The sequence below is a fragment of the Marinobacter salinexigens genome, from assembly GCF_008370345.1.
GTDB classification, from domain to species: domain Bacteria; phylum Pseudomonadota; class Gammaproteobacteria; order Pseudomonadales; family Oleiphilaceae; genus Marinobacter; species Marinobacter salinexigens.
This window is the reverse complement of record NZ_VTUU01000001.1, coordinates 563461-586011: the sequence shown is the minus strand read 5'-3', so window position 1 is coordinate 586011 and position 22551 is coordinate 563461. Positions and strand designations below refer to the sequence as shown.

Genomic DNA, 22551 nt, shown 5'->3' with positions numbered 1-22551 from the left:
ACGTAGTTGGGTTCCCGCTCGCTGTTCGTACCGCCCTTGTCCGGTCCGTTGAAGTCACCCACGCGCCAATGCACCATGTTACTTCAACGAGACTGCCTTAATGTTACAGATCCACCGCCCCCGACTACCCGCACTCCTGGCCAGTGTCTGGCTAACGTTTGTAGCGGGCGCCTGTATGGCGGATAGCCCCACCAAGCTTTACAGCCAACTCTCAGCCGCAGCACCGAACCTGAACCCGGCGGTACTCCAGAAAGCCCTGGCTGCATCAAGCTGTGCCGTTGCCCATGGTGTTGCGAGCCCGGAGCGACTGGCCGTCATCGACTTTTCCCTACCCTCCAGTGAACGCCGCCTCTGGTTGTTTGACCTGGCCCAGGGCAATTTGATCCTTCGCGACCTGGTGGCCCACGGCAAAAACTCCGGCATGGAAACCGCAACCTCGTTCTCAAACAATAACGGCAGTTACCAGTCCAGCATAGGGCTTTTCCGGGCCAGTGAGAGTTATCGGGGGAGCCACGGCTATTCCTTAAGGCTGGACGGGCTCGAGCCAGGGGTCAACGACCTGGCCCGCGAGCGCGCCATCGTGATCCACGGCGCCGACTACGTTGATCCGTCCTGGGTGGCGGAATACGGCCGCATCGGCCGCAGCCATGGCTGCCCGGCGGTGAGCCAGGGCGCAATCAGGGAAGTGGTAGACAGCCTGAAGGGCGGACAACTGGTGTTCAGCTACTATCCAGACCCGCAATGGTTGTCGTCTTCAACCTTCCTGAACTGCGATGCGGGGGCTCAAGTGGCAGGGCTGATGAGCGAAGAGGAATCTTCCGGGGGATGATAGTAGAGAAAGCTCAGTTGCGGGTACCCGATTTCTGCATCTTAGAAGAACAGCGCAGGGGGCACCCCAAAGCGCTTGCCCAAGGCTTCCATATGTTTACGAGTGAGCTTTTTCCCTTCCGCCCCATTGAGAATTTTGCTCACATTACCTTTTGATCCCAACTCTGGCAGATCAGCAACCCCCAGATCATGCTGAGCCATCAAGGTTTTCAGTACGGCGATGCCCTGGTCGGTTTCAGCGACAGCGGCATTAAAATCAGAAAACTCTGCGGCCAGATCTTCCCAGCGCTCAATGCTGACAGACAGAATCTCAATCAGCAGTTTATTGGCGTCGTAGTCATCCACCAACTGGTCCATCAGCTCCAGCGCTCGCTCGTAGTCATTCTGATCCTCAATACGAGCTATAAAAGGCACCTGCGCCAAGGCATCTCTGAATTCAACAAAAGCAGGCGATAACATAAGCCTCACTCCCTATTACGACGATACTTATCCGTCAACCGGTCATATTCGGCATGACTACAAATGTGTTTCACATACATGCGACGATCACGAAACTCTATGAAGGCAATCAGCCGTAAGTTATTGCCTCCGATGTCGATCACCCACCACTTATCCCGGTATTTAAAATTATCCAGGGATGGAAATACCTAGCGTAGCTCATCAGGCGTCTGAAACCTTCCACTTCGTAGCGTGGTGTATGTATTCACCAACGCTTCCTTGTCATTGGGAAACTGCCTGGCTGGATCGGCTGCCTCAGGACGCCTGCTCCGATTCGCTGGCAATTTCCTTGAAGGCGTTAACCAGCGTTTCTGGCTCCTGCGCCCCGGAGATCAGGTATCGGTTATTGATAATAAACGCCGGTACCGACGACACACCCGCCTGCTGATAGGTCGCCTCATCCTCCCGGACTTCCTGCGCGAACTGATCGCCGGCCAAGACCTCACGGGCCTCAGACACATCCAGCCCGGCCGCCTCAACGCACTCGGCCAGCACTTCAGGGGCTGACATATTCGCAGCTTTGCCGAAATAGGCTTCAAACAACGCCTTTTTCAGTTCGGTCTGCTTGCCGTAACCCGCTGCCCACTTAACCAGGCGATGGGCATCAAAGGTATTGCAGGTGTACCGCTCCTGCATCTTTTCAAAGTTCAGCCCCAGATCGGTGGCTATCCCGATCATCTGCTCCTGCGTGGCGCGCATCTCCTCTTCACTCCGGCCGTATTTTTTCGCCAGTGCCGGAAGGATAGGCTCGCCATCACCGGAGTGATCCGGATTCAATTCAAACGCATGCCACTGCACAGAAAACGCCAGCTCGGAAGCGAGGGCCTCCATGGCCTTTTCCAGCCGGGCGTAGCCAATGGCGCACCATGGACAGGCAATATCGGAAACGAGATCAATCTGCAGAGTTTTCATCAGGGCTCCCTCAATCAGAATGCGTTGGACATCACTTCCTGGAGATCGTGCTTGAGTTCCTCCGGGGAGGTAATCCAAAGCTCCTCATCTGCGCCCGGGAACACGCCCACCTCAATACCATCACGGGTTAAACCCGGCACCCATTTTCGGAAGAAATCCGGCAATGAAACCGCCTTCGGCGTAAGGCCATCGGCCCCGGCCGCGTAGTGCCCGGCAAACTCTTGGGTTGGCCAGACTGGCAGGTAAGCCACGCCGTCTTCTTCAGCAACGATTTTGAGGAACTGGTTGTCTACATTCACCAGAATCCAGACGTCCCGCTCATCCACAACGGCATCCAGGAAGTAGTCATACCGCCCTTCGCCATCCAGTCCGAGAATCTGTTGTAAGGGGTTATCGCTCATGAATGGCTCCGGTGCTGCTTTGGTGGCTTTGGTGGCTTTGGTGGCTTTGCTGGAGTCTAACGCATATTACGGCCCGGTGGCGTTTGGGGTTTACCGCAACATACCCTTCTGCTTTTTGATCAATGGGCGGGCCTTCGTCACGTTTACTCAATTGAGGTTATCATATAAGATAACCCCAAACAGGGAAGGAGTATAAATGGTCTGGGAAATTGAGTTCTACAGGAAAGTAGACGAGGACCTGGCGCGGATGCCACCTAAGATTCAAGCAAGATTGGTTCGTCTGATGGAGCTGATGGAAAAACACGGCGCCAACCTTGGTGAACCTCATACAAAGTCTCTTGGTAATGATCTATTCGAAATCCGCGCCAAGGCCAAGGAAGGGATCGGGAGAGGAATATTCTGCTATATGCATGGCAAACGAATCATTGTTTTACATGCATTCGTCAAAAAAGATCAAAAAACACCGAAGAAAGACCTGGAACTTGCCAAAGCACGGTTAAAGGAGGTCAGAAAATCATGAAATTCAGAGAATTTAAAAAGAAGGCACTGGAAAATACCGAGGTTCGTAAAGAGTACGAGGCCCTCCATGACGAATTTAACCTAATAGACCAGTTGATCAACATGAGAACCAAAGCAGGCCTCACTCAGGAAGACGTCGCCCGCAAACTCGGAACCAATAAAAGCAATATTTCCAGGCTAGAGCGTGGCAGGGGCAATCCAAGCTGGAGCACGCTCAATAAATACGCTGCCGCTTGTGGCTTTCGCGTAAAACTCGAGGCAGTAGAAGACGGCCGCGCATCAGCGTGATTCCTGGAGGCTCTCAAAGCCCGCGCCGCCAATCGGTAAGCGCTTTACAAACTGCCTGATAGACAGATTCATTCCGGGACTGCAGGAGCGCTGCAAACTCAAAAGCATCAAAACCGTGAAAATCCTTTTTAGGGCTCTCGATGGTTAAGTATGGGTCCGCACCCAGCTGCAGCAAAGCGCGAAGGTAATCAACGTTGGCGTAAAGTACCGCCTCATGCACCGGTGCGAGCCCATGGTAATAGCCATTAACGGGCTCGCCTCTTGCCGCGAAATGTTTGAGTAACCCGTAACCACGACGGCGCATAATGGAATCTTCGTCCTGCAAATCCAGGGATGCGCCGACAAAATTGATCAGAGGTTGTGAACACCCTTCCATCGCACTCATCGCTCTTCCGCACCTCTCATACGGCCAGTCGGAGTGCGTCAGAAGCCAATAGGCGGCAGCTGGCCGGATCAGCAGGCTATCGGAATTGAACGGGTTCCAAGGCACTTCCTCGGGATCAAGAAGCGCAATAACGGTGAGCCCCCAGGCATCAGAACCGAAAGCCCATGTGCGATAGGCCATCGGGAAAAATGTCAGGGCAATAGCCAGAAACACCCCAACAAAGGTGAGCGTTCTCTTACGGCGTGAGAAAAAGTTAATCAATGGGCAGCTCCTCCTTGAGCCGTGTACAAGTGGCATGCCCCGCCAATACCAACCGATCCCATTGAAGTAATCGCCTCCAGCAGATCGTAATGCTTAACGAGCAAACCGCGCTTAAGAGTGCGTATCACCAATAACAACACTACTACTGCCGATGGTGACACCGCCGCAGGAAATGGCACCGCCTGTCACAGCGGCAGGAATGCCATTGATCAGCACCGTTGCCGAACCGGCAGCGATAGAACGCGGATGGGGAGGATGTTTGGGTTTCGAGTGTGGGGCGAGAGGATCACCCACGCGGGCAACGGGTTTGCCGTCAATCAGTACATCGGGGGAGCCGGCGATAACCGGTGTAGGCGGGAAACCCTGGTGATCCGTTCCCAAATCGCCCAGCAATACAACTTTCTTGCTCATTCCTTTGTTCCTTCAGTCCTTGAAGAATCATCCATTTTCTATGGGCACCTTCACTGGTACCCATCGCACCCATGGTAAGCAAATGCTCAGCAATACCCAAGTTAAATTGGGGATTGCCACAAACGTTACTCACAAAAGCTGTGGATAACTTTGTTGGGAACCTAGGGTTAACCAGCTGGGAGCGTTACGCCGCAAGGGTTAGGGAAACTTGATGCAAAAATGGGCTATAACCTGCATTCGCCTCCATTCTGAGTGCGCACGCACTTCGAGCTACCAGATAAGCGGCCACAACGACTTCGACAAATCGAAGCCCAACTGCTGACGCATACTCATAGCCTCCGGAGCCACCAGCAACCAACCCAAGGCGCCCAGATTAGCCAGAACCGCCAGCCAGAACACGAACCGATAGCTCCTCTTCCGCGTCTTATGCCGGAAAGCCTGCTGGGCTAGCAAAGCACCCGGCCAGCCACAGCACACCTCAAACAAGTGCAGCGTGTTCTCAGCAATACGTTGGGCACCCCGCTGTGCTGCCCGCTTATCGATCCAGTACATGACAAACACCACCAGGCTCACCCCGCCGTAGGCTGCCAGGATCGCGACCGGCAGATAGCCCTGATGGAACAGGCCGGCCAGAGCTGCGAAAAACACCAGTACCACCGTAGCCGCCAACCAGAATCCAGGGGCCATGCTGGCACCCACCTTTGCCGCCCCAGCGTATTGGAAACGCCCTGCCCTCAGCTTGCCCTGGCGGTCCTTCGTGAGGGTGAACGTCACCTTTCGGCTGGCAACCGGACGGCCACGGCCCGCATAACTGCTGATGTGGGCAAACACCCGTTCACCACCATTCTCTGGGGTAATAAAACCAAACCCCTTGGCATCATTCCATGTGGCGAGAGTTCCTTTCTGATTCAATGCATTCTGCTCCTAAAAAGTCTTGTAGCCGTCACATGGGCACTGGCTCGTTTCAGCGTTCAAAGCATGAGCCGATAAGGTCGCTCCAGTGCTGAACGCACCTCACCAAGAGAAAACACCCTCACGAATACCGCGAATCGCTGCCCGCCAAACCAAAGCTGGACAACCGGCAGAGAAAAAATGCTGCGAGCAGCGCATACCGGTGCGGCTGCTTCCTGGCAATCAATGTAGGCCGTCACCAGTTTCGGGAATTCTTCATTCGCGAGCTTTTCGAGTTGGGGCTTAATAGCCTGGCAGACACCGCAGTGCGCTCCACCAAAGAGCAACAGCACCGCCGGGTTCGAACGCAGCAGTTCGGACAAGGCCTCTTCTGAACTAATGTTGATCATCGTTACATCCTGATGGGCATCGGTGTCTCATTGCTTGCTTGGCAACGTATCCACCCAGTGTAATTAACATTACACCCATGCCCTTCGTGAGCGCCTGCTCACAATTTATCTATACCGAGAAGCTGAGCGATCTCATCCGCGCCAGTGAACTCTTTGAGATGATTTTCCATATCAAAAGCCCTGAAAAATAGCTTTATCCCGGATTTCCCTATATCACCGTATCTGCAAGCATGCTAAAAGACTCCCCCCGGTAAGAGCCTGGGCATTTTCCCCATCAGGATATCAGCATGTCAGATAAATTCTTCTACAAGGGTCGGCAGGACGCGCGGCAGCACCATACCGCTTACGGCGGCTTTCAGACCAACGCCAGCCAAAAGAGCGGCAGCAAGAAGTATCCGCTCACACTGGTGGTGACCAGTGAAGCACGCAAGCAGGAAATTGAGGCCCAGGTGGCCAGCGCGAAGCTGCACGCGACTATTTCGGTTGATACCCGAGAGGGCGCCGTTGAATCCATCAACGAGCTCACCGCTATCCTGAATAAAGGTGGGACGGTCACCACGGCAAAATCGCCATCCCGCAACGATCCCTGCCCCTGCGGTAGTGGCATCAAATTCAAGAAGTGCTGCGGCTGACGAAAGCCGGGTATAGGGGGTAATGACTATGAACCCAAACAACCGCCCTGTTCCGGTTTCTAAAAAGCCCGCTCGCAAGGCCCTGCACCCACGGAATCTGCACAACCAGGGCTATGACTTCCAAGCCCTGGTAGAAAGCCACCCAGCACTCGCTCCCTATGTGAAACCGAATGCTCATGGCAACCTTTCCATCGATTTCGCAGACCCACTGGCGGTTAAAACCCTCAACGCTGCGTTGCTAAACCGGTACTACAACATTGTCGATTGGGATATCCCGGAAGGCGCCCTTTGCCCTCCCATTCCGGGCCGAGCCGATTATATCCACTACGTGGCCGACCTGCTTGGGCATCAACCTGGCCTTGAACAGCCGGGCATCAAGCTGCTCGATATAGGGACGGGCGCCAATGGCATCTACCCGCTGCTGGCCTGCCAGATTTACGGCTGGCAGTGTGTCGGCAGTGACATAAACACCCAGTCGCTTGAGAACGTCGCCAGGATTATCGCCAACAACCCCACCCTCAAAGACCGCTTCACGCTGCGCACCCAGCACGATAAAAACCACATGTTTGAAGGGATCATTCAGCCTGGGGAATTCTTTGACGTCAGCGTCTGTAACCCGCCCTTCCATGCCTCGCTTGATGACGCGATTAAGGGTAACCGGCTCAAGCGCAATAACCTTGCTCGGAGCCGCGGTGAACGAAAGACAAAAGCCGAGTCCCCGTCTCTGAATTTTGGCGGGCTGGAAGCGGAGCTTTGGTGTAAGGGCGGTGAACAGCTGTTTCTGAAAAAACTGATAAGAGAAAGCCAGACGTATTCAACTCAATGCCGCTGGTTCACCAGCCTGGTTTCAAAAGCCGACAATGTGAAGCCGGCAAAGAAGTTGATTCGTAAGCTTGGTGCCGTTGATTGTCGGGAAATAGACATGAAGCAGGGGAATAAGATGACGAGGGTGTTGGCCTGGACGTTCATCTGAGCCGATCAGGTCGCTCCAGCGCCGAGTATCCAGCAGTTTATTATCTTGACACTGGGGTTCTTAGCTGGAGCCGGCAGTTCCCCACTTAACAGAAAATGGTGTGCTTTTGCTGCAAGACTGGCAATCCAGGTACATATCGGATTTCGATTTCCGGGTCTTGGTAGAGCCCGATCCACAGGCAGGGCAAGCATGCTTCAGGGCGGTATTTGTTGAGCATTTGGCGCATTGCACGTAGTAGCCGTAACGGCCGTATTGCGCAGAGAGAGTGGCTGTTTCACCACACTTCTTACAGCTCACCGTGACGAACTCTTGTCCGGGACAAGTCGCCTCTTCAGCGGACGTACTGGATGGCTTGGCCTCCGGCTTTTGCAATGCTTCGCTGGACTGCTGGTAATCCTTCAAGAACGCGTATATCTGATCCATCTCTTCATCGCTAAAACGCGGCTCCGTCTTTGCAAAGCTTTTTAGACTACTTTGAGCTGCTTGCGTGAGGTCTTTGATCTTATCAATCAGAAACTCAGTTTTAACGATATGTTGTGAGATATCCGCAGGGATAGCGTCACGATCCAACCGTGCAGAACTGGAAATGGCCACCACCGTTTTGTACTGGCGTGCTCCAAAGCCTTGTTGTATTCCCAGAATCTTTCCGAGCATTTGGGCTCTGTTTTCCCGGAGAAGTGCCTTGAGGTTATCGATCTGCACGGCAGCCTGTTGCACTGGCGAGGGAATGCCAAACCACTCATCCTTATAGGATCGCTCCCACTCTCCCAGGGAATTTACCCTTACCGCGCCCTGAATGCTTTTACTCTCAACGACGATGAAGCCGGCCTTGTAAATGATCAGGTGATCAATCTGAGAGTTAAAACCATTCACCTCAATCTGGAGATTATTGAGGACTTTGTAGTTCTCGTCATGGCTAAAATACCGATCAAGGAAGTACGAAACCTGTGATTCCTGTTTCTCTCCCGCCATCCTTTTGTAATCTGGCATGAATACGCTTCCCTTCCTTTTACTCGTTTAGAAACCGCGAACAACCATTCGCGTGATCAAAGACTATATCGGTACCCCACCGTAACCGCATCTACCGTAAATAAATCTGTCCCGGTTTTACTACCGGTTTTAGCTCCCAGCCTTGATCAAGCCGCGCGACCAGGCCTATTATCCTCACCTGCCAGCAAGGTCCAGGTTATAGCCAAAGCACGCCCGGCTTTGACAAGCGTTGTGATCGTTACAGCAATTACATTCGTAACTAACGATGAGATAAGCGGCGCCCCGACAGGAACGTCCGGTGGACGGCCGGGAGGCCGGGAGGCCGGGAGGCCGGGAGGCCGGGAGGCCGGGAACGACCTTAAGCCGCTTGTTAGCAACTTAAAGCACCACGTCTATAATGGACCGATACAACGCTATTCGCTTTTCCGTATCCTTTTCACCAAGTAGACGCTCGGCATCAGCTTTTGTAACCCAGCCTATGGCTCTCCGAGCGCCCTGACTATTTCCCGCGCCGTAGTCCCGCCATCCCGCTATGCGCATTGCTCTTAGCCTTTCCAATGCCTCGGTGAATGTGTCGACATACTCACCAGTATCTTTTACCGGATTTTCCCCAACTTTATAGCCCTCTCTGGCTTTCTGTTTGAGGTTGAAAGGCACACAGCCGGTTTCTATCGTCGATACAGGAAACCGATTTTCTCTGGTTAGTTTCATCCTACTCACTCCTTGAGATTGGTTTAATTGCTAACGCTTGCAGCCGAACGCGACGTCAGGAGCGTCCCCTGACTGCAATTGTTAAAGGTCATTCCTCTTCGGGGTCGAAGGTGTATTCGGGGTAGTAGCGTAATACCTTATACATCTTCGGAACTCCCCGAACCGTTTCAACCTCAACGTCTACAACATATGCTAACTCGTGCCACTGCTTTTTAAATTCTTCAGATGGATGAAGCATGGCATCTTTCACCGCGTTATTCTCAAATATTACTTTCATGCTCTTTTTTGAGAGATCATCAATGATAGCTCGATTGCCTGTTTCTGAGTCGGGGTCAAACTTTGCTTGATACCAGTACATAACCTTGCGTCTGTGGATATGGTCTTGAGGCTCATCTAGCTGTTCAATCTTGCGGCTTATTTCATTTTGGATTGCGTTGGCTTCTGTAGAGTTGATGGTGAAATTATTGATTACAGTTCCACCATCGGAAACATTGATATTCATCTGGGAGCCATGATCTTTTGCAACGGGCTCGACGAATTTATTCCACTCCTGAAGGTCTTGTTTCGTCATTTCCTTTGGCGGCGACGCGATCTTACCTAGTAACCAATGGCAGATTCCCTGAACAACTCCCGACCACTGCGATAGCGTTCCACCATTCCAAAGTAGCGGAACAATGGGCGCAGCCTGCGAAACGAGCTCAATAACGATCGACCCCTTGCGAACCTCTTTAATGAGGAGCTCCGAACCAATGTCAGTTTCGCGATCGGTCTCAGATTCGACGAATTTATGAAACTGATGATTGAACGACAGTAGAGAAAGCGATAGATCTTTCAAGGAAACAGGGAGCTCGTTTTTTATGGTAATTTCCATTTTCTTATCAAGATCAACTTCCAAGATGTTGCTCATAGTTTCCTCTTACCTTTAACGCCTGCCATCAGCCGCGTGAGGTACGAGCGTCGGCTGCATGGCATTGTTAGTGAGCAACATTAAACCTCTCCAGCTCGGTACAAAGAAGATCTATAAATGGCTTCTTATCGCCCATATCCATCATCCGCATCGCACGATAGTAGTCTTGCCTTTCAGCCTTAAATGAGATCGGGAGCTTGAACAAAAAGCTGAGCTGTTCTTCGACCAGCATTCGCCCAATTCGACCATTTCCATCCAAAAATGGGTGAATTATTTCAAAGTCATGATGGAAATTAGCAATTTCATCAACTTTCACTTTTGCGGCCTGGCCGGCCAAGGATCCGATGATCGAATTCCAATGACCAAAAAGCCTGTCAAGATTGGCCTCGATTTTGTCATGATCAATGGGTTGCATTTTCGTCTCTGCCTGAGCCTGATCCACAATACGAGCAGCGGTACCATAAGTATCTACCACCCAAACGTGTTGGTTGCGAAATCTACCAGCCCACGGAAAATTATCTGGAAACAACTCTTTATGCACTGAGAGCAGTCTAGCTTTGGACAGCGCTCCACCATTTGACAAGATTCTTAATGTAAGCTGATCTGCGACCAATTCCGACCATCTGTCACCGAGCGCCTTGTATCTTAAGACCTCATCAATCCAAGAGTTGTCTTCGACGCGGCTTCGAGAAATCGCTGTTACAGACTCTTCCATCTTTTCTTTGATCTCGATTAAATCGGATAGTCCCGCTACTTCTTCATTAACCTTCCTCACAGATTCAATGACGCCTGCTTGTCTTATACCGTTTCTTAAAGCTTGTTCGTATATGCCATCCAATTTCGAAACCAACTCTGCGTGTGAGGTATTTGATTCGATGGATTGCTTTTTATGAAAGTGACGCGAGACAAAATAGCCTCCAGCAACGCCAGTTGCCAGAATCATCAAATCAGTTATTCCCACACTATCCGTCACGCTTTATCTCCAACTTGCTCACTAACGCTTTGCTCACCGGAAAATTGGGAGCGTAGCGAGTAATTTTTCCGTGTGCAGCAACTTGTTATACGGCATTTAAACGGATCTGGTTTCAACATCGCCGATATCAAGATTTATACTTTTCGTATTCATCTAGATACAGCCGCTCTGACTCATCACGAAACTGATTTCTTCTATTGTGTAAATCGTTAAGCTTTTCACTGATACTTTTATATATAATTTGATGAGCTTGGTTCTTTAGGTTATCTTCATTGTACTCATCGATTTTGAAGCCTTCCTCTAGAGCCGCATTAACTAACTTCAAAAGAATTGTCTTATCTATTTTATCGATAGTTTCATACGTACCGTCTTCTGTCAGGAAGTGTCCCTGACTATTTTCAATTTTTAATGCTTTCATAGCCACCTCTTCTATCAACATAAGCTTCTTCGCCAGCCTCCAGTGTGTTCATGGTAACCTGGAAATTGTTTATTGTTTTTCCGTCAACTGAACAAAGTTCTTTGTCAGATGGGTACCCTGAATACCTTCTATATACGATCTCATCATCTTCAATCTCTTTTGATGTGTACACCATATAATCTGCATTGATTGAAGCTCCAACTGTACTATTATGGGTGACAACGACTACCGGCATTGTCTTAGATATCTCTTTCAGCATTTGATTAGCTTCGCCTTTTAGGAAAAGGTTATCAAACGACGACTCTGGTTCATCTATCAACAGATAATCAAAGTTTTGTGCATCTTTGATTTCCTGCAAAAGACGAAATTCAGACCTTTCACCACCTGACACCTTGAATCCATCTCTGTTGAGTATTTCATATTCAATGCATGCAAAGTACTTATAAAATTCGGATTGAGTCCAAGCTCCATTTTCCTTTAATGCAATGAGATACTTATAAGGTGAAGCATATTCTTTATAGGCGTCGCTGAAACCAACCTTTTGCCCACTTACACGCAAAATTTCGCCAGCACCATTAAATGCTCGCTGCTTGCAAACCACCTTAAATCCCTGAATATTCTCCTGAAATATTACCTTCTCAGTTTGTAGTAACTTTGCAATTTGGTTGAATTTTAAAACCTTCCTGTGCTCAATCATAACCCTGTATAGGTCGACATCTTTAACTTGTGTCGCTGACGTTCTTAGTTGGAGCTTACTTTTGACATCTCTAACGATGTCATTTACAAAACTTCTCTTCTTTCTTTCATACGCTTTTGACCAAAGAAGCTCAATTAACTCCATTGCCAAAGCTTTCAAGTTATTTACATCAATATGTTTGTCAATGATCCCTCTATATTCGATGTTCTCTATCAGTTGTCGAACAGAACCGATAAGATCTCCAAGCCCCTTATCCTGGGCCACTTCAAATTGCGTTTCATTAAAGAGTGCCACTTTAGAGAATGCGTCATATTTCTCTGCCTCTTCTGCCGACTTTAGAAGTGTTGATAGATAATCTTCAACCTTTCGTTGATTAACTCTAAGATTAATATTTAACACATCATCGAGAACAGTCTTGAATGGAGTCAGATGCTTATCAGCGAATACACTCTTCTTCCGAGCGACATCGTCATTGAATTCTTTTTCATAGTTAACGTCATCTCTTTGAACAAGTGAAAATTGTGGAATATATTTTACATTTTCGCAGTCATTGCTTATCTGAGTTAGCGTTTCAGTCTTCCCTGAAGATCGTGCACCTAGAACAATATTAAGTCCGGTGGATAGCTTCTGACCATCGTCAAAAACCTGAAATAGTGAATTCCCCTCTGACCTAGATAGAGCTACTTTATTTCTATCACGCAAGCTATATTTCAATGAACTAAGGGAAATATCTCCACAGTCGATATATGTTTGTCTTGATGGGAACTTGCTCATACCTTCACGAATTCTTACATCACTAAAAATAACTGGCGTCAATTCTGTGTCATCTTTAGCCAAACGAATAAATTTTTTGGGGCTATCAACTTCACCAGCAGATATGAATTCGCCCATTTGGTCAATCGTCTGTCGCGATATGGATGGCTTTTTTTCATAATGGGGGATAAGCAAGTATTTATTGAGGTCACCAAAAATATGGAACAACTCATCTACGCTAATAAAGTCACCTATAACCTTGATTTTTTCAGTTACGGCTTGAGTTTTGATTTGAAACTCATCTAAATGTTCATTTTCAGAAATGAGAAGAATATGACCTTTAGCTAGATTTATCTCAATACCTGGAAAAACAACACAGTCAAGCGTTTTATCGATTTCTCTAAATTGTGCCAAATCGAACACGTCATGATTTGTTATTGCTATAGCGTCGAGTTCGGCTGTTTTAACATACTCCTCTAATTTCTCTAACGAAAAATCAAAGTGAGCATCACTAATCGTAGGCACTGTATGCATGTGAAGGTCAATTTTCTTCAATTTTTTCTCCATAAATAATTAGAAGAACGTACGATCCGAAACGCAAATTCGCACAATGCCGTATAACAGCGTATTAGATGGAATGCTTCGTTATTGCAAAAATACCGAACGCGGCATAACACTCATCGCCCGAAGCACCCAATAAAAATAATCATTCCAAAACAACACCTTACGAACCCGGAGTTTTACGGAGCCGCAATAGCGACGATTCGTCATTATTGCAATAATGCCGAACAAGCCGTCTTCAGTATTCCGAATAGGACTTCCCCACTTTTCCTGGCGTTCAACACCGCTGGGCTCACCATTCTTTGCCAACGCTCCAACTCCACTAGGGAAGGTCTGAATAACCGTCGATTTTCACCAGCATCCGTTTGAGCCAGCAGAAAACGGAAAATTCAGACGCAACTCTCCATTTATTTGTATGTTTTCTGCCCGTTTCCCGCCATTTTGGCGGAAAATAGGCACACTGCCCCTATGCCAGCAGGTATTTTTCACCGATTAACAGATTACTGAACGCGGCCAACAAGTGCAGCCGGTTGGTGTTTTTCGACAGGCCGCGATAGCGAACCTTGTTGTAGCCGAACACCTGCTTGATGTACCGGAACGGATGTTCCACTTTTGAGGGGATGCTGGCTTTGATTTTCTCGGCTTTCAGCTTGTCAGCATTCAGGGCCTTCCGTGAACCCGGGCGCTTGGCGATGAACCAAGACACATTTTTACGGTGCTTGTGCTCGCCTCGCTTTTGTATGCCGAGGTAGCCGGCATCACCAAAGACTCGGCGCTCTTCACCGTGCAGCAGTTTGCCGGAAGGCACAATGTCATGGACATTGGCAGCAGTGGTGTCGATGCTATGGATAAGGCCCAGTGTGTCGTCGACGCCAATGTGCATCTTCATGCCGAACTGCCATTCGTTGCCCTTTCGGGTTTGGTGCATCTCCGGATCGCGCTTGCCAGAACTGTTCTTTGTGGAGCTGGACGCAGAGATGATGGTGGCATCAACAATGCTGCCTTCACGCAGCATCAGGCCGTTTTTCTCCAGGTGCTTGTTCACCTCTTTGAACAGCACCTTGCCGAGACCATGCTGCTCCAGAAAATGACGGAACTTAAGGATCGTTGTTTCGTCTGGCAGACGATCGAGCTTCAGGCCAGCGAACTGGCGCATGGATTCGATCTCGTACAATGCATCTTCCATGGCCGGATCGCTGAGGTTATAGAACAACTGCATGCAGTGAACGCGCAGCATGGCAGACAAAGGATAGGGAGGCCGTCCGTTCTGGCCCTTGGGGTAATAACGGGCTACCTTCTTTTCCAGCTGCTTCCACGGAATCAGCTTGTCCATCCGTTCCAGAAAGATCTCGCGGCGGGTTTTGCGCTTTTTGGTCTGGTACTCGGCTTCGGAGAAGGTGATCTGATCCATGGTGGCAACGATCCTATGCGGTTGACGACGGCCGTATTATCGCTGATTTTGGGGACTTATTCAGAGTCTCCCTAAGTGACCCAAATCATTTCTTTCATCATATGTTCGAGAATTCCCAAACTTGAGGCCTACGCCAGCAGATATTTTTCACCGATCAAAAGGTTGCTGAATGCAGCCAGCAAACGTTATTTAAAAACCTCTAACCGTTTAGTTGAGTAATAGATTGCCATCAGCACTGGTACGTCCTTGCTATAAAAAACTGTTTCATTAGCGCCATACCTTTGATTCAATTGGTCAAGTGTCCTGATATCAATATCGGATGTCAGAACCCGCCTCCCATTTACATCTCCAAAAAGCCTGAATCTCACTCTGTTTGACTTACAGACTGCCTGCAGTTTGAACCCTGAGTAGCCCGTTCTTGGATGCCACTTTCCAACGGCTTCAACAGTGACACTTCCAACAGAAGAGGCCGAAAACATTAAGTGCTTGGTGTGATTTAACCAAGATTCAGTGATATACACCTCAACCCATAGCGGTCGCGCAAAGTCACAATCTTTTATTGTTAAGAGGATCAAGTTCATATTTATTGGCTCACTCCGGTGACTGGCTGCTTCGGTTGCCACGCAACATATTGCCTTCAACTCTGGAGCCTTCCGTTCACCAAAGATTTCAGTTCAGTATCCGGATCCTCTATTAGTTCCGGGTTGATCGTTCTGCGTTGTTGAACGAGTGTCTTGCCTACCAAAAAAGCAAGGGGCAGGTTGACCGCGTCAACAGCAATAACACAGCCTTCGCGGAGATAGAACACGGCAAATCCTTTATCCTCGGGGGTGCCTCGAACCACTCGCTGATCATGATTTTGCGACAATCCTACCATCTGCAGACGAACATCGTACTGGTTTGACCAGAACCATGGAACGCTATCATAGGGTTTCTCCTCACCCATCAGGGTTGCCGCGGCTGTACGAGCCTGATCGACAGCATTGGCGACAGACTCGAGTCGTTGCATCTTCTCGAAGAAAAGATTCCGGTGCCGGGTGCAGTCACCGATCGCCAAGATGGCGGGGTCCTCGGTACGGGTAAATTCGTCAACAATAATACCGTTATCACAGGGCAGGCCGGCGTCCTTAGCCAGAGCGGTTTCCGGGATAATGCCGATCGACACAAGGACGATGTCGGCCGGTACGGTGCTTCCGTCCGCCAACGTCACGCCAGCCACATGCCCCTGATCGCCCGCTTCGAAGCCGGTTACCGCTGTGTTCAGACGTACGTCCACGCCGGCGCCACGGTGTTTGTCGTAAAGGAACGCTGATATTTCCGGGCCCGTAACGCGCTGCATAAGACGTTCGGCGGCTTCTAGCACCGTGACATTAACACCTTTTTTGTTGGCACTGGCCGCCACCTCAAGGCCGATGTAACCACCACCCACGACGACCAGGCGCTTTCCAGCAACTAACTGTTCACGCAGTACCTCTGAATCAGCTATGTCGTGCAGGTAATGAATGCCATTTAAGTCAGCCCCGGGCGCGTTCAGGTGTCGAAGGTGTGACCCGGTGGCCAGGACCAGTCGATCGTATTGCAGCCTGCTCTGATCCGACAAGCTGATGGTGCTACTGTCCCGATCAATTTGTTCGACGCGCACACCGAGCCGCAACTGATGGCCTGCGTTCTCGTATACCGAGCGCGGTTTCAGGTACAGCGACTCCTGATCAACGTCTCCTGTCAGGTAATTCTTGGACAGCGGCGGTCGATGGTAGGGCGGATGAGGTTCATTCCCCACCAGAACGACCTCATGTTGATATTTTTTTTGGAGTAAGGCTGTCAGGAGGGCACCTGCTGCGTGCCCACCGCCAACAATGACCGTCCTCTCTTTACGTTTGCTTACCATAGGCTATCTCTTTCGCTGTGCCCTGGGATTGGACTCTCCACACGTTCGGATGCCATCCTGGTCAATCGGTTAATTAACTGTTCGGTGTCAGTTTGACCATCAACCTGGAATAGCCCCGCACGAAGTTGGACTGCACCCGCTCGGGCTCTTCGACGACTTCGATGTTGTCAAAACGCTTGAGTATTTCTTCCCAGAGGATGCGCAGTTGCAGTTCAGCCAGACGGTTGCCCATGCAACGGTGAACCCCATAGCCGAACGACATGTGGTTTCGTGCGTCCTTGCGATCAATGATGAACTGATCGGGGTTGTCAAATTTGCGCTCGTCCCGGTTACCCGACGCGTACCACATGACAACTCGATCACCCTTCTTGATGGTCTGGCCGCCCAGTTCGACATCCTGCTTGGCGATTCGGCGCATATAGGCCAGCGGCGTTTGCCAGCGGATGATTTCCGACACCATGTTCGGAATCAACTCCGGTTTTGCCTTCAATTTTTCAAATTCCCTGGGGAATTCGTTCATGGCCACCAGGCCACCACTCATCGAGTTGCGCGTCGTATCGTTGCCGCCGACTATGAGCAGCGTCAAATTACCGATAAACTCCATCGGCCGATTGATCAGGTCTTTCGTTTCTTTGTTGCTCTGCAACAGGCTGATCAAATCGAAACCGGGCTCCTCGCCTGCTGCGCGGCGCGCCTCCTTGTCCCGCCAAAGCCTGGAGAAAGACCGGGCCATGTCTGCCGCGTCGTCAAACATGGCATTTTCATCGGCAAACTCCCCGCCGGTGGCCGATGCTGCACCTGCCATTCTGTCCGACCACTCAACCAGCTTGTGGCGTTCCTCGTAAGGAAAATCCAGAAGCGTCGCCAGCATGCGGCCTGTGAGTTCCTTGGAAACAGCAGGTACCCAGTTAAAGGGTTTGTCTGTAGGCAGGCTGTCAAGCACATCGCCGGTGCGTGATCGGATCAGCCCCTCCATCTCCTTCAGGTTTTTCGGTGCCACTACTCCCTGCACCGAGCTGCGCTGCACATCGTGTTTCGGCGGATCCATCGCTATGAACATTTCCACCGACAGCCCCTCCGGAGGGTCACCGAGAATGATTTGCGGCTCGGCGGAAAACAGGTCGTGACTCTTATCCACGAACAGGATGTCTTCAAACCGAGTTACCGACCAGAAGGGGCCGAAAGGGCTGTTCTTCTGGTAATGGACCGGCGCCTCATCACGCAACCGTTTGAAATAGGCGCGCCACTGACCCTGCCGGTATAAAAACGGATTGCTGACATCGATGTCCTCAAGGGCCAGCGTGTTAACGTCCGGGATGGGTGTTTCAACGAATTCGGGCATCGGTCGGCGTGGGCCGAAGGTCTTCCTCTTGGCGCTCATTAAGAATTTCAGTCCCTGAATTTGCCTCTGCATCGGCACCACCCTGGAGGTGGCGTTAATCAGTCGGGACTGAATGTCGTCAAATGTTCTGGGCAGTGTTGGCATGCGTCCTCCTGTGTTCACATCTGGAACTCGGGTAAATGCACGGTCATGCCGTCCATTTCATCAGTCAGTACCACCTGGCAGCCCAGGCGCGAAGTGCTCGCCCGCTCCGGTGTCATTGACAGCATTTGTTCTTCCTCATTGCCAGGCGTGCCTGTCTTGCTGAACCATTCGTTCGTGACGATAACGTGGCAGGTACCGCAGGCGCACTCCCCCCCACAATCCCCGTCGATACCGGGAATGGCGCTATCAACAGCGATTTGCATTACCGAGGAACCAGCTTTGAATTCTGCGACATGTTCAGTTTGATCATGTTCGATAAACGTAACTTTGCCCAATGTTGTTCTCCTACCAGCATTGATGATTGACAGATATTGCCTGTCTGCCAGCATATTTTTCAGGTCATTTCTTGACAAGCAGGGGTCATTTGAAGACAAAATGGCGAAACTTTAGGAAGGGGGGTATCAATGATGGCGGCGCGGAAGAAAATGGAGGAGTTGCAAAGTCCCGGTCCGGATATTCCATCGAATTACTCACGGCTAGTTGCACGTGAGCTGAATCTGACAGCCAGACAACTTCCGCGTCTGCTGCGGGGCACTGGACTTGGGGTGACGCAATTTTTGAGCGAGGACGGACTGCTTACTGTGGCTCAGCAGATACAGATCCTGCGTAATGCAATGGATCTGTCCGGCCAGCCAGAATTTGGGTTAAGGCTGGGTAAACGAATGACTCCGGCAACCCACGGAGCAATGGGGTTCGTGGCTTACAGCAGCCCCGACCTCCTCACTGCTCTACACGCGATTCGGACATTCCTGCCCACGCGCGCGAGCTTCATCCAGTTGCACTTGCAGCAAGTCGGTGAGCGTTTGGAATGTATTCTGCAGTACCTGGGGCCATTAGACGATGACATACAGCGTTGCCTGTCGGATGCGATGGTCAAGGCACTTTTCGAATTCGGCGAGTTCATGGTTGGCCGCCCTTTGCGCGAGGCTGAAGTATGCTTTGCCCATCCGAAACCCGAGTATCACGCAACGTATTCGGACTTTTTGTCCGGGCAGATTCACTTTGATTGCAGCCAATTAAAACTCAGCTTGCCGATGGCCTTGTGTCGGGAACCAAACGCCTCTGCCAATCATGAAAACTATCATCTGGCCATGCGACAGTGTGAAGCCATGCTTGCGCAACTTCAGTCCGATAAGCCAAGCTACCAGACCCGGCTGAAGAAGATGATGTTGTCCCGGCCGCCGGGAACGCTCAGTGAAGAGGAAGCGGCTGCTTCTCTGTTCATCAGCAAACGCACCCTGGCGCGTAAACTCAACCATGAAGGCAGCAGTTTTCGAAAAATCCGTGACGAGATTCTGTCTCAGCAGGCAGCGCTATACCTGCGTGACAGCGAACTGTCAATCGAGGCCATTGCCGCGTTGATGAATTATCACGACAGTGCCAATTTCAGACGCGCCTTCAAACGCTGGTTTGGCCAGCCACCTGAGCAATTCAGGCTAAACGTCAGATCACACACCATCTATACACGTGATTAACAAACATAAACCGGCGCTAATTACGCTTGGGGAGCCAGTGCCTATGTTCGTACACTTTTCCTGATTACACCATCCATGATGACGTTCCAGACAAAATCACCAATGCCGTCGAGTGTATAGACACCTTTCGGATCAAACCAGGTTGCGACCCAGTTGAGCGCCCCGAGGCCGATTAGGCGAAGCAGGCGAGCATTGACATCCTTCCGAATCACGCCTTGCTCAATCATCGTTTCGATGATCTCGGCCCAAAGGGATTCATACTGGTCACGCAAAGCGATGATGTCCCCGCGGGCCTCCGCGCTCAGTGAACGCCACTCAAACAAAAGTACGTAAACCGTATCCGAATCAACCAGCAGGGCGTGCAAATGTGCGTTGATACAAAGACGCAATCGTTCCACGGGATCGTCCGAGCTGGCGTACGCGGTTTCAACCTCTGTTGTAACCAGGTCTACTCCCCGACGCATCAGCTCAACGAGCAGCGCTTCCTTGCTGCTGTAACGATAATACAGACTTCCGGGCAGCATATTGCAGGCTTCGGCAATCTCCTTTAGAGACGTCCTTTCAAAACCTTTCTCTCGAAAGAGCCGGGCGGCGTTAGACAAAACGTTACCCTGATCGCCTAATTTGCTTGCAGGGGTAATCTGTCTGTCAACCATGGCTTAACCATCTCCTGAGCAATCCCGTTTATTAATCATCAGAGCAGCCATCATTCGATTCGTTTCACTGATCGCACGCCATTACACCGGTGCCGTGCCATTTGGATTAACAAAGTGTTGACTTTTGGTTGGTTGACCAACCAAACTTTGGAAACAATGCTACTCACAAGAGAACGCCATGGCAATGACCTATGACAATCCACTGGTCCTCTACACTTCCGCCCCTGCGCGAAATGCATGTCAGACTGGGCGGATCTGATGAACGATCTGAACAAACTTCAGCACAGTGACGCTGTGACGACGGCGTGGCAGTTCACCGAACAGGTTCCTCACGGCAGGGATCTGGGCATGCAAGTTGTCTCGGTAGACCAGGGCCAGGTCTGTATGCGGCTAACCCCGCAGTCATGGATGTTCGCCCATAAGGATACAAAAGAAATCTGCACCAGCGTACTTTACTCGCTGGCAGACTCCGCCGGAGGCTTGGCGGTATTCGCGGGTGCCCTGGAGTTGATGCCCATTGCCACTCTGGATCTGCGCATGGATTATTTGCGGCCTGCCATCGGCGACCGGGCCCTGTCAGCGGTGGCCACCTGTCGTCATTTATCGGACGATGTCGCGTTTATTCATTGTGACATCCTTAGCGAGGGAAATCGCGAGTTACTAGCGACGGCAAACGCCACCTTCATGCGTAACACCCAGGGACAGCAATTGCATGCAGGTGGACCAGGAAAGGAGAGCGCATGAGCACGACTGGCGATTCGGCCCCACAAATCTCAGGCACTGCGGAAAGTGCGAAAGAATGTGCTGACTGGCAGGCTCTTCTGGAGCGCATTCCCTATGCACAGCACCTCGGGCTTGAGGTTCAGCGCGGTGATGTAGGCGTATTGGTTCATTTGCCGTGTCGTGAAGCGCTGATTGGCAACTTCATGCTACCAGCCCTCCATGGCGGCGTGCTTGGAGCCCTGATCGAACTCACCGCGCGGGTGGCTGCGCAAAGCCAGGATGCAGAGACACGTTGCCCGCGCATTCTCGACAGCCACATCAATTACCTCCGCTCCGCGAAGGCCCGATCGACGTTCGCCAGGGCCGACATTATTCGGCAAGGCAGGCGCACCAGCCTGGTCCAGGTGACCTGCTGGCAAGGCGATGATAAAAAACCGATCGCCACTGGTCAGGTTCAGTTATTGCTCCCGACAATGGCCGCCCAACAAGAAGACCGTCATGGACATTAAGCACAACACACCTGAACGCGACGAATTCCGGGCGACGGATGGCGCCGATATCGCACTGTGGCGCTGGCCGCAATCCAAAGCGCGACCCACACTGCACTGGGCCCATGCCACGGGTTTCCATGGCCGCCTGTACCATCCACTGCTTGACGAGCTCGCCACGGACGTCAATGTCCTGGCCTGGGACATGCGAGGACACGGGGCCAGCGTTGGTGCAGCCAACCTGTCGACATTCCGGGGCTGGGAAACCTATTATCGCGACCTGATCGCTCTGCTGGAATGCCTGGACGAACCGGTCTGGCTTGCCGGCCATTCCATCGGTGCCACCACCAGCATCATGGCCGCTGCCCGGCGGCCTGACAAAGTGCTGGGTCTGATTCTGGCGGAACCGGTGATCATGGATCCGGTGCAGGGCCTGAAGTTGGGGCTGGCCAAGCTGCTGCGTCAGTCACATCGGTTGTCGCTGGCCGCCGGAGCGGCACGTCGGCGCAGGGTATTTGATTCGCACGCTGCTGCGCTGGACAACTATCGTGGCCGCGGTGGCTTCAAGACCTGGCCCGAAGCATGGCTGAACGCCTACGTCCAACACGCCTTCGTGCCGCAGGGTGACCAAGTTCAATTGGCGTGTGCGCCCGAATGGGAGAGCACCACCTTTGCCCATACCGAACACAACCCCTGGCCCGGTATTCGTCAGTTGCGGTGCCCGGTTATAGCACTGGCCGCGGAACGCGGGTCAACCTTCTCACCAAAGGCACAAAAACGCCTGAAGGCCCTGCTGCCTTCGGCTGACGTCAGGGTTCTTGAGGGCACGACCCATTTTCTGCCTATGGAGCAGAAGGACATCGTTCGCGATGCTATCCTGCAACTAGCTTTATCTGGATGCCGCGAGAACTGATATCCACACCTTAATCTTGCCGATCGAGACAT

29 protein-coding genes are annotated in these 22551 nt (G+C 51.2%); 9 read left to right on the top strand and 20 right to left on the bottom strand.

The features are described from left to right. Positions 1–100: 100 nt before the first annotated feature. On the top strand, positions 101–829 hold the full coding sequence (locus FWJ25_RS02790) for a murein L,D-transpeptidase catalytic domain family protein (protein WP_149598702.1): 729 nt from the start codon (positions 101–103) through the stop codon (positions 827–829). A 41-nt stretch (positions 830–870) separates the two neighbouring features. On the opposite strand, the gene FWJ25_RS02785 is transcribed toward FWJ25_RS02790, so the two are convergent. The 4 genes from FWJ25_RS02785 to FWJ25_RS02770 form a co-directional block, all read right to left on the bottom strand. Continuing rightward, positions 871–1287: a helix-turn-helix domain-containing protein gene (locus tag FWJ25_RS02785; RefSeq protein ID WP_149598701.1), complete on the bottom strand. Its 417-nt coding sequence runs from the start codon at positions 1285–1287 to the stop codon at positions 871–873. Positions 1288–1292: 5 nt separating this feature from the next. Further along, complete coding sequence (locus FWJ25_RS19835) at positions 1293–1463, bottom strand: type II toxin-antitoxin system HigB family toxin (protein WP_281292518.1); 171 nt, start codon at positions 1461–1463, stop codon at positions 1293–1295. Positions 1464–1581: 118 nt separating this feature from the next. Continuing rightward, a complete protein-coding gene (locus FWJ25_RS02775; protein WP_149598700.1) occupies positions 1582–2238 on the bottom strand; it encodes a DsbA family oxidoreductase in 657 nt (218 codons plus the stop codon). Positions 2239–2252: 14 nt separating this feature from the next. Further along, positions 2253–2639: a DUF2750 domain-containing protein gene (locus tag FWJ25_RS02770; protein WP_149598699.1), complete on the bottom strand. Its 387-nt coding sequence runs from the start codon at positions 2637–2639 to the stop codon at positions 2253–2255. Between the two features lie 196 nt (positions 2640–2835). Here FWJ25_RS02770 and FWJ25_RS02765 point away from each other — a divergent pair, with 196 nt between their 5' ends. Both FWJ25_RS02765 and FWJ25_RS02760 read left to right on the top strand, forming a co-directional pair. Continuing rightward, positions 2836–3159 (top strand): type II toxin-antitoxin system RelE/ParE family toxin, encoded by a 324-nt coding sequence (locus FWJ25_RS02765; RefSeq protein WP_149598698.1) that lies wholly within the window; start codon positions 2836–2838, stop codon positions 3157–3159. Then, a complete protein-coding gene (locus FWJ25_RS02760; protein ID WP_149598697.1) occupies positions 3156–3446 on the top strand; it encodes a helix-turn-helix domain-containing protein in 291 nt (96 codons plus the stop codon). The genes FWJ25_RS02765 and FWJ25_RS02760 overlap by 4 nt, the downstream gene beginning before the upstream one ends. A 13-nt stretch (positions 3447–3459) precedes the next feature. On the opposite strand, the gene FWJ25_RS02755 is transcribed toward FWJ25_RS02760, so the two are convergent. The 4 genes from FWJ25_RS02755 to FWJ25_RS02740 form a co-directional block, all read right to left on the bottom strand. After that, complete coding sequence (locus FWJ25_RS02755; RefSeq protein WP_149598696.1) at positions 3460–4092, bottom strand: ankyrin repeat domain-containing protein; 633 nt, start codon at positions 4090–4092, stop codon at positions 3460–3462. A gap of 111 nt (positions 4093–4203) precedes the next feature. Beyond that, positions 4204–4503, bottom strand: a complete 300-nt coding sequence (locus FWJ25_RS02750) for a type VI secretion system PAAR protein (RefSeq protein ID WP_149598695.1) — start codon at positions 4501–4503, stop codon at positions 4204–4206. Positions 4504–4773: 270 nt separating this feature from the next. After that, positions 4774–5415, bottom strand: a complete 642-nt coding sequence (locus FWJ25_RS02745; RefSeq protein WP_149598694.1) for a DUF1294 domain-containing protein — start codon at positions 5413–5415, stop codon at positions 4774–4776. Positions 5416–5474: 59 nt separating this feature from the next. Further along, positions 5475–5804 carry a thioredoxin family protein gene (locus FWJ25_RS02740; RefSeq protein WP_149598693.1) on the bottom strand — a complete coding sequence of 110 codons (330 nt, stop codon included), beginning with the start codon at positions 5802–5804 and terminating at the stop codon, positions 5475–5477. Positions 5805–6091: 287 nt separating this feature from the next. On the opposite strand from FWJ25_RS02740, the gene FWJ25_RS02735 reads away from it, so the two are divergent. Next, positions 6092–6436: a PBPRA1643 family SWIM/SEC-C metal-binding motif protein gene (locus FWJ25_RS02735; protein WP_149598692.1), complete on the top strand. Its 345-nt coding sequence runs from the start codon at positions 6092–6094 to the stop codon at positions 6434–6436. 28 nt (positions 6437–6464) lie between these two features. Beyond that, on the top strand, positions 6465–7409 hold the full coding sequence (gene rlmF, locus FWJ25_RS02730; RefSeq protein ID WP_149598691.1) for a 23S rRNA (adenine(1618)-N(6))-methyltransferase RlmF: 945 nt from the start codon (positions 6465–6467) through the stop codon (positions 7407–7409). A gap of 60 nt (positions 7410–7469) precedes the next feature. On the opposite strand, the gene FWJ25_RS02725 is transcribed toward rlmF, so the two are convergent. The 11 genes from FWJ25_RS02725 to FWJ25_RS02670 form a co-directional block, all read right to left on the bottom strand. After that, entirely contained in the window at positions 7470–8399 is a 930-nt protein-coding gene (locus FWJ25_RS02725) for a nuclease-related domain-containing protein (RefSeq protein WP_149598690.1), read from the bottom strand. A 378-nt stretch (positions 8400–8777) separates the two neighbouring features. Continuing rightward, positions 8778–9110 carry a hypothetical protein gene (locus FWJ25_RS02715; protein WP_149598689.1) on the bottom strand — a complete coding sequence of 111 codons (333 nt, stop codon included), beginning with the start codon at positions 9108–9110 and terminating at the stop codon, positions 8778–8780. 88 nt (positions 9111–9198) lie between these two features. Then, positions 9199–10017 carry a hypothetical protein gene (locus tag FWJ25_RS02710; protein ID WP_149598688.1) on the bottom strand — a complete coding sequence of 273 codons (819 nt, stop codon included), beginning with the start codon at positions 10015–10017 and terminating at the stop codon, positions 9199–9201. A gap of 67 nt (positions 10018–10084) precedes the next feature. Next, positions 10085–10990: a Fic family protein gene (locus FWJ25_RS02705; RefSeq protein ID WP_149598687.1), complete on the bottom strand. Its 906-nt coding sequence runs from the start codon at positions 10988–10990 to the stop codon at positions 10085–10087. Positions 10991–11117: 127 nt separating this feature from the next. Then, complete coding sequence (locus FWJ25_RS02700; protein WP_149598686.1) at positions 11118–11408, bottom strand: hypothetical protein; 291 nt, start codon at positions 11406–11408, stop codon at positions 11118–11120. Beyond that, positions 11389–13413: a phosphotransferase gene (locus FWJ25_RS02695; protein WP_149598685.1), complete on the bottom strand. Its 2025-nt coding sequence runs from the start codon at positions 13411–13413 to the stop codon at positions 11389–11391. Before FWJ25_RS02695 ends, FWJ25_RS02700 begins: the two co-directional genes overlap by 20 nt. 90 nt (positions 13414–13503) lie before the next feature. Next, complete coding sequence (locus FWJ25_RS02690) at positions 13504–13728, bottom strand: hypothetical protein (protein ID WP_149598684.1); 225 nt, start codon at positions 13726–13728, stop codon at positions 13504–13506. A 157-nt stretch (positions 13729–13885) separates the two neighbouring features. After that, positions 13886–14830, bottom strand: coding sequence for an IS5 family transposase (locus FWJ25_RS02685; RefSeq protein ID WP_011784144.1), 945 nt, complete (start codon positions 14828–14830; stop codon positions 13886–13888). A gap of 637 nt (positions 14831–15467) precedes the next feature. Next, positions 15468–16718 carry an NAD(P)/FAD-dependent oxidoreductase gene (locus tag FWJ25_RS02680; RefSeq protein WP_011784143.1) on the bottom strand — a complete coding sequence of 417 codons (1251 nt, stop codon included), beginning with the start codon at positions 16716–16718 and terminating at the stop codon, positions 15468–15470. 73 nt (positions 16719–16791) lie between these two features. Then, positions 16792–18132 carry a cytochrome P450 gene (locus tag FWJ25_RS02675; protein ID WP_246166651.1) on the bottom strand — a complete coding sequence of 447 codons (1341 nt, stop codon included), beginning with the start codon at positions 18130–18132 and terminating at the stop codon, positions 16792–16794. Between the two features lie 86 nt (positions 18133–18218). Then, the gene (locus FWJ25_RS02670; RefSeq protein WP_031209878.1) at positions 18219–18539 is read right to left on the bottom strand and encodes a 2Fe-2S iron-sulfur cluster-binding protein; all 321 of its coding nucleotides are present in this window, start codon (positions 18537–18539) and stop codon (positions 18219–18221) included. Between the two features lie 132 nt (positions 18540–18671). Here FWJ25_RS02670 and cypR point away from each other — a divergent pair, with 132 nt between their 5' ends. Next, a complete protein-coding gene (gene cypR, locus FWJ25_RS02665) occupies positions 18672–19739 on the top strand; it encodes a transcriptional regulator CypR (RefSeq protein ID WP_031209879.1) in 1068 nt (355 codons plus the stop codon). Between the two features lie 41 nt (positions 19740–19780). On the opposite strand, the gene FWJ25_RS02660 is transcribed toward cypR, so the two are convergent. Further along, positions 19781–20395 carry a TetR/AcrR family transcriptional regulator gene (locus FWJ25_RS02660; protein ID WP_011784139.1) on the bottom strand — a complete coding sequence of 205 codons (615 nt, stop codon included), beginning with the start codon at positions 20393–20395 and terminating at the stop codon, positions 19781–19783. Positions 20396–20653: 258 nt separating this feature from the next. On the opposite strand from FWJ25_RS02660, the gene FWJ25_RS02655 reads away from it, so the two are divergent. The 3 genes from FWJ25_RS02655 to FWJ25_RS02645 are packed head-to-tail and all read left to right on the top strand — an operon-like array spanning position 20654 to position 22519. Beyond that, positions 20654–21139: a PaaI family thioesterase gene (locus FWJ25_RS02655; protein ID WP_031209883.1), complete on the top strand. Its 486-nt coding sequence runs from the start codon at positions 20654–20656 to the stop codon at positions 21137–21139. Continuing rightward, positions 21136–21627 (top strand): PaaI family thioesterase, encoded by a 492-nt coding sequence (locus FWJ25_RS02650; protein WP_011784137.1) that lies wholly within the window; start codon positions 21136–21138, stop codon positions 21625–21627. The genes FWJ25_RS02655 and FWJ25_RS02650 overlap by 4 nt, the downstream gene beginning before the upstream one ends. After that, entirely contained in the window at positions 21617–22519 is a 903-nt protein-coding gene (locus FWJ25_RS02645; RefSeq protein ID WP_011784136.1) for an alpha/beta fold hydrolase, read from the top strand. The genes FWJ25_RS02650 and FWJ25_RS02645 overlap by 11 nt, the downstream gene beginning before the upstream one ends. Positions 22520–22551 lie beyond the last annotated feature (32 nt).

Excerpts from the sequence above, each read along its gene's own strand:
- FWJ25_RS02700 (WP_149598686.1), bottom strand. The coding sequence starts at position 11,408 with ATGAAAGCATTAAAAATTGAAAATAGTCAGGGACACTTCCTGACAGAA.
- FWJ25_RS02655 (WP_031209883.1), top strand. The coding sequence starts at position 20,654 with ATGAACGATCTGAACAAACTTCAGCACAGTGACGCTGTGACGACGGCG.
- FWJ25_RS02675 (WP_246166651.1), bottom strand. The coding sequence starts at position 18,132 with ATGCAGAGGCAAATTCAGGGACTGAAATTCTTAATGAGCGCCAAGAGG.
- FWJ25_RS02790 (WP_149598702.1), top strand. The coding sequence starts at position 101 with ATGTTACAGATCCACCGCCCCCGACTACCCGCACTCCTGGCCAGTGTC.
- FWJ25_RS02725 (WP_149598690.1), bottom strand. The coding sequence starts at position 8,399 with ATGCCAGATTACAAAAGGATGGCGGGAGAGAAACAGGAATCACAGGTT.
- FWJ25_RS02710 (WP_149598688.1), bottom strand. The coding sequence starts at position 10,017 with ATGAGCAACATCTTGGAAGTTGATCTTGATAAGAAAATGGAAATTACC.
- FWJ25_RS02645 (WP_011784136.1), top strand. The coding sequence starts at position 21,617 with ATGGACATTAAGCACAACACACCTGAACGCGACGAATTCCGGGCGACG.
- FWJ25_RS02765 (WP_149598698.1), top strand. The coding sequence starts at position 2,836 with ATGGTCTGGGAAATTGAGTTCTACAGGAAAGTAGACGAGGACCTGGCG.
- FWJ25_RS02685 (WP_011784144.1), bottom strand. The coding sequence starts at position 14,830 with ATGGATCAGATCACCTTCTCCGAAGCCGAGTACCAGACCAAAAAGCGC.
- FWJ25_RS02735 (WP_149598692.1), top strand. The coding sequence starts at position 6,092 with ATGTCAGATAAATTCTTCTACAAGGGTCGGCAGGACGCGCGGCAGCAC.
- rlmF (WP_149598691.1), top strand. The coding sequence starts at position 6,465 with ATGAACCCAAACAACCGCCCTGTTCCGGTTTCTAAAAAGCCCGCTCGC.
- cypR (WP_031209879.1), top strand. The coding sequence starts at position 18,672 with ATGGCGGCGCGGAAGAAAATGGAGGAGTTGCAAAGTCCCGGTCCGGAT.
- FWJ25_RS02650 (WP_011784137.1), top strand. The coding sequence starts at position 21,136 with ATGAGCACGACTGGCGATTCGGCCCCACAAATCTCAGGCACTGCGGAA.
- FWJ25_RS02660 (WP_011784139.1), bottom strand. The coding sequence starts at position 20,395 with ATGGTTGACAGACAGATTACCCCTGCAAGCAAATTAGGCGATCAGGGT.
- FWJ25_RS02715 (WP_149598689.1), bottom strand. The coding sequence starts at position 9,110 with ATGAAACTAACCAGAGAAAATCGGTTTCCTGTATCGACGATAGAAACC.
- FWJ25_RS02770 (WP_149598699.1), bottom strand. The coding sequence starts at position 2,639 with ATGAGCGATAACCCCTTACAACAGATTCTCGGACTGGATGGCGAAGGG.
- FWJ25_RS02750 (WP_149598695.1), bottom strand. The coding sequence starts at position 4,503 with ATGAGCAAGAAAGTTGTATTGCTGGGCGATTTGGGAACGGATCACCAG.
- FWJ25_RS02740 (WP_149598693.1), bottom strand. The coding sequence starts at position 5,804 with ATGATCAACATTAGTTCAGAAGAGGCCTTGTCCGAACTGCTGCGTTCG.
- FWJ25_RS02775 (WP_149598700.1), bottom strand. The coding sequence starts at position 2,238 with ATGAAAACTCTGCAGATTGATCTCGTTTCCGATATTGCCTGTCCATGG.
- FWJ25_RS02785 (WP_149598701.1), bottom strand. The coding sequence starts at position 1,287 with ATGTTATCGCCTGCTTTTGTTGAATTCAGAGATGCCTTGGCGCAGGTG.
- FWJ25_RS02680 (WP_011784143.1), bottom strand. The coding sequence starts at position 16,718 with ATGGTAAGCAAACGTAAAGAGAGGACGGTCATTGTTGGCGGTGGGCAC.
- FWJ25_RS02760 (WP_149598697.1), top strand. The coding sequence starts at position 3,156 with ATGAAATTCAGAGAATTTAAAAAGAAGGCACTGGAAAATACCGAGGTT.